This window comes from Paenibacillus sp. 01T422 (assembly GCF_056398785.1).
The window spans coordinates 1-4,408 of the sequence record NZ_JBFTQB010000544.1 but is presented as its reverse complement, the minus strand read 5'-3'; the positions used below and the strand labels follow the sequence as shown (position 1 = coordinate 4,408).

Genomic DNA, 4,408 nt, shown 5'->3' with positions numbered 1-4,408 from the left:
AGGGACAAGAGGGAGCCGAACCCCGTATTGTACGGTGAAGGCCACGGAACGCGTGAAGAACTTGGAAAAGCAGCGCGGAAGAATCCTCCGGTGTATGGGGAGCAGCATGTAGTAACAGTTGTGTCTGGAACTAGGGAGACCCTACCTCGCACGACAGCGTCGTAAAGCGCGAACCTATAAGCCCGGAGGGTGAAGTGGTAAGCGGCGAGAAGGGAGTCGGAGAGGGTGGTAGTACCTATGAACGCAGGACAACATAACCTGCGGGAGGAAAGCACCCTTACTTTGTTTACGGGTAACAATGGAGGTAAGAGCGAGTGAATGCAGTGAAATCTGCTAACTACACCAAAGTAAAAGTTCAAGAACTCCAAAGGACCCTCTACCTTGCGGCTAAGGCAAGTAACAAGCGCAGATTTCATGCTCTGTACGACAAAGTGTACCGGACAGATGTCATGTGGGAAGCATGGAAACGGGTCAAAGCAAATCGAGGAAGCGCCGGTATCGACGGTGTGACTATTCAGCACATTGTACAGGAGTATGGAGAAGAGCGATTCGTGATGGACGTACAACGCCAGTTAGTGGAAAACCTCTACCGTCCTAAGCCGGTTCGGAGGAGGGATATACCGAAGGGCGATGGTAAAACACGTCCGCTCGGAATACCCATCATTCAGGATAGACTGGTACAAATGGCAACGAAAATCGTCCTTGAGGCAATATTCGAGGCGGATTTCAAGGATTGCTCGTTTGGGTTCCGACCGAAGCGAAGCGCGAAACAGGCGATTGAGCGGATACACAAGACAGTGAACTACGGGAGAGTGTACTGGGTGGTTGATGTAGACATCGCCGGTTACTTTAACAATATCCCACATGACAAATTGCTCAAACTCGTGGAACAACGGGTGAGTGACCGAAGAGTGTTGAAACTTATTCGACAGTGGCTGAAAGCCGGTGTCATGGAAGATGGACAGGTTCATAACACGGAGATCGGAAGCCCTCAGGGTGGAGTTATCTCACCGCTACTCGCGAACATCTACCTGAACTATCTCGATACCCTTTGGGRAAAGCAATATTCCCATATTGGTACATTGGTGCGATATGCGGATGATCTAGTTATCTTATGTGAAAATAAACCCCACGCTATGGAAGCCATTCAGGTGCTTAAGGCAGTTTTCAGGAAACTGGAATTGACAATGAACACGAACAAGTCCAAGCTTGTGAACCTGTGGCTGGATAAAGAGGGATTCGACTTTCTCGGATTCCATCACCGCCGCATGCCGAAATTGTTTAAGTCGGGGAAATTCTATGACCTGCGAAGTATTCCATCTAAAAAGGCGATGAAGAAGATGCGTGACAAAGTAAAGGAAGTAACAGCGCCACGTGCGCGACTTTACTGGTCACCAAAGCAAATGGTAGACAAGCTCAATCCCGTTATACAAGGATGGAAGAACTATTATGGTAGTRTAGATCCTGGCATGTCGAACAAATTTCTATTAAAAGTGGACTGGCATATTATTCGTAGACTGACACTGTACTGGAACAAAAAGCACAAGCGAAACCAACTGCACCCGAGGAGGGTCGCCGAGGTACTTGGCCGTATGGGCMTGAAACGAGTAAGCGCTTGGGGTAGCTATACTRCCCAAGGTGAAGAACATCGGAAAGCCGTATGCGGGAAAACCGCTCGTACGGTTTGATGAGGGGGGACTGGGAAACCAGTCCCCTACTCTACAGAAATAAACATTATTTATTTGGAGGTAATTCTAATCGAAAGTGCTATTAAAGACAAATTTACAAAAGAAATTTTTTTAGAGGCAGCAGGTCGGTTTGGCATTAACTTTGCAGATACTATAGAACTGGACGGTTTTCAGAATTTTGTATTTTTAGGGAAACGCGAATTAATAAATGTGATATTAAGGATTGCTCATAGCTCTCATAGGAGTAAGGATATGACTCTTGCTGAGATCGAGTTTATTTCTTATCTAGCAGATTCCGGAATGACTGTATCGAAAGCCTTACTTTCTAATCAAGATGAATATGTAGAAGTTATTGAACAAAATGAAAACTGTTTTATTGCAACTGCATTTGAATTCGCTCCTGGCAGAAGGGCTGAAATTTGCGTCGAAAGTGATATCTTTTATGAACGAATTGGCAGGTTTACTGGGAGAATGCATAAGTTATCAAAACAGTTTTCTCCTATTCAAAAAAGGTACAATTGGAATGATAATGCAGCTATTTTAAAATTTCAAAATTATGTACCTAATGAGATGCTTCAACAAAAACTTGAGTTAATAATAAGTCAAATTCACTTATTGTCAAAAGATAGAGATTCATTTGGGCTTATACATGGAGACATTAGTCCGGGTAATTATCTGAATCATGAAGATCGCCCAAGTATTATTGACTTTGATCAATGCGAGTATAGTTGGTTTGCTTCTGAAATTGCAACATCGATATTTCATGAAACTCCAATTCCGTTTATCATTGCAGATGTAAATAAACGAAAGACAATAACAAAGCGATTTATTTTCAACTTTTTTCAAGGATACTCCAAAGAAAATACATTAAGCCGTAGTGTACTAGATGCCATTCCATTATTTATAAATTTAAGACAAGCTATCGTTATTGGTCTTATACACCGTAGTGCTGATATGGGTAACTTTGAAAATTGGAATGATTGGAATAAGGAAGCATTAACTTTTTATATTAACAATATAAAAAATGATATTCCGTATATCGACTTGGATTTCACAAGTCTATGATGTAAATATGAAAAGCTTGTTATATCAGGGAAAATATAAGAAGGGCTACTGCTAGTGGATGGCAGTCCGTGACTTCTTTAACGGGCAGGAGAATTTAACAATAGCTATTCTCTATCAACCTAAACTTAATTAATTTGTATCATGTTAGATAGTGAGGCAATTTTGGGGTCAATTTTCAACTTAGGAGGAAAAAACGTTATGAGTATGCCTATTCAAATCCGTCCAATGACACAGAACACTATTGATTTGATATATTTGGGGTTGTCTGGTCATGACATCAGTAAACCTCGTGATTATGTTGAAAGATGCTGGGAAGAAAATCAAAGTAAAGAAAGAGTCACGCTCTTAGCGTTTTATGAGAATGAGTTTGTAGGGTGGGGACATGTCGTATACAAATCCCAATATCTTTATTTCGCAGAAAATGGAATACCTGAAATTCAAAACTTTGACGTCATTCCTCCATATAGGAAACGTGGTATAGGTAGCATTCTAATTGAGGCTCTTGAAGAAAATGCTTTCTCTAAGTCGGATTCTATTGGGATTGGATTTGGTCTATATGCTGATTATGGAACTGCGCAAAGGCTCTACATTAAGCGTGGTTTCATCCCCGATGGTAGAGGAATAATATACAATAACATGCCTGTCGAATCTGGAACTCAAGTTCGCGTAGATGATGATCTAGTCTTGTATTTGATAAAAACGAAATTAAAGTAAGAAGTTCTTCATATGTTTTTTTGTGTGCCTGAGTAGGATGTTTATACTTAAAGATAAGCAGTTTCATTACGGGCAGATACTTCGATGCTGCCTCGAATAAACACGTAAAGCGAATATGACTATATAAGAGAGGAACAAGTCTTTGGGAGTAAACTCAAAAGGAAGACGGAAGTTAGAGTGCAGTGGCAAGAGGTATTACTGGAATGTCAAAGAAGATGACGAAGATTATGGAAAAATTAATCTTAGTATTGTTTCAGAAGATAAGAAATTAATTGTTTCATATTATGTAGCGCAGTCAGACCATGATAAGACACCACATATTGTAATACAGGGTAAGGAGTTTGTGGGCTTAGAAAATCATTATCGTAAAGGTTGGGTTAGAGTACAAACTCCAATTTGGGATGATCGTATTATCACACCTGGTCTTGTTAGGATAATTATTGAATGGTGCCTGCTTCCAAAAGACCAACTGATTTTTGTTGATTGGAAAGGTAATCGTATTTAACTGGTGCAAGAAACAAATTAAGCGTTCGGTGAACGATAGTTAAAAAGTACGTAGAATGAATTTAAGTGGGGTGAGATATTTTTGAGGATCCGTGAGGTAACATCAGAGGGTTTTACCTTCGTTAATTTAGATGAAGAAACTTACGTTGATTTTAAAGAGTGTAATGAAAATTGGGTTATGTATAACAAGAGGAAAAATAGTTGGACGGATGATGAAGTTCAAACTTTTCGTACCAAGAGCAGGTGTGTCGGAGAACGGGATATCTGTGCAAATCCATTTTGTTTTACATTCTTTACAAAGCCCTTTACCAAGATTGAATTTACGGATTTTAATGCAAAGAAAGAATTCAGGGATTTTCAAACTAAAATACTTGAAGTTGGTTGGACAACATTTGACATGAGTTGATTAAGTTCATTTGACATGAGTTGATTAAGTT

General features: G+C 40.1%; 5 protein-coding genes. All 5 read left to right on the top strand.

From position 1 onward, the window contains the following. Positions 1–314 precede the first annotated feature (314 nt). The 5 genes from ltrA to AC1DUA_RS25395 all read left to right on the top strand — a co-directional run bounded on the left by ltrA (position 315) and on the right by AC1DUA_RS25395 (position 4,377). On the top strand, positions 315–1,688 hold the full coding sequence (gene ltrA, locus AC1DUA_RS25415) for a group II intron reverse transcriptase/maturase (RefSeq protein WP_477502418.1): 1,374 nt from the start codon (positions 315–317) through the stop codon (positions 1,686–1,688). 54 nt (positions 1,689–1,742) lie between these two features. After that, complete coding sequence (locus tag AC1DUA_RS25410; RefSeq protein WP_477502417.1) at positions 1,743–2,753, top strand: phosphotransferase enzyme family protein; 1,011 nt, start codon at positions 1,743–1,745, stop codon at positions 2,751–2,753. A gap of 198 nt (positions 2,754–2,951) precedes the next feature. Beyond that, positions 2,952–3,467, top strand: a complete 516-nt coding sequence (locus tag AC1DUA_RS25405) for a GNAT family N-acetyltransferase (protein WP_477502416.1) — start codon at positions 2,952–2,954, stop codon at positions 3,465–3,467. A 142-nt stretch (positions 3,468–3,609) separates the two neighbouring features. Then, a complete protein-coding gene (locus AC1DUA_RS25400; protein WP_477502415.1) occupies positions 3,610–3,972 on the top strand; it encodes a hypothetical protein in 363 nt (120 codons plus the stop codon). A gap of 81 nt (positions 3,973–4,053) precedes the next feature. Next, positions 4,054–4,377 carry a hypothetical protein gene (locus AC1DUA_RS25395; protein WP_477502414.1) on the top strand — a complete coding sequence of 108 codons (324 nt, stop codon included), beginning with the start codon at positions 4,054–4,056 and terminating at the stop codon, positions 4,375–4,377. Positions 4,378–4,408 lie beyond the last annotated feature (31 nt).

Coding starts and splice junctions, on each gene's coding strand:
- AC1DUA_RS25405 (WP_477502416.1), top strand. CDS start 2,952: ATGAGTATGCCTATTCAAATCCGTCCAATGACACAGAACACTATTGAT.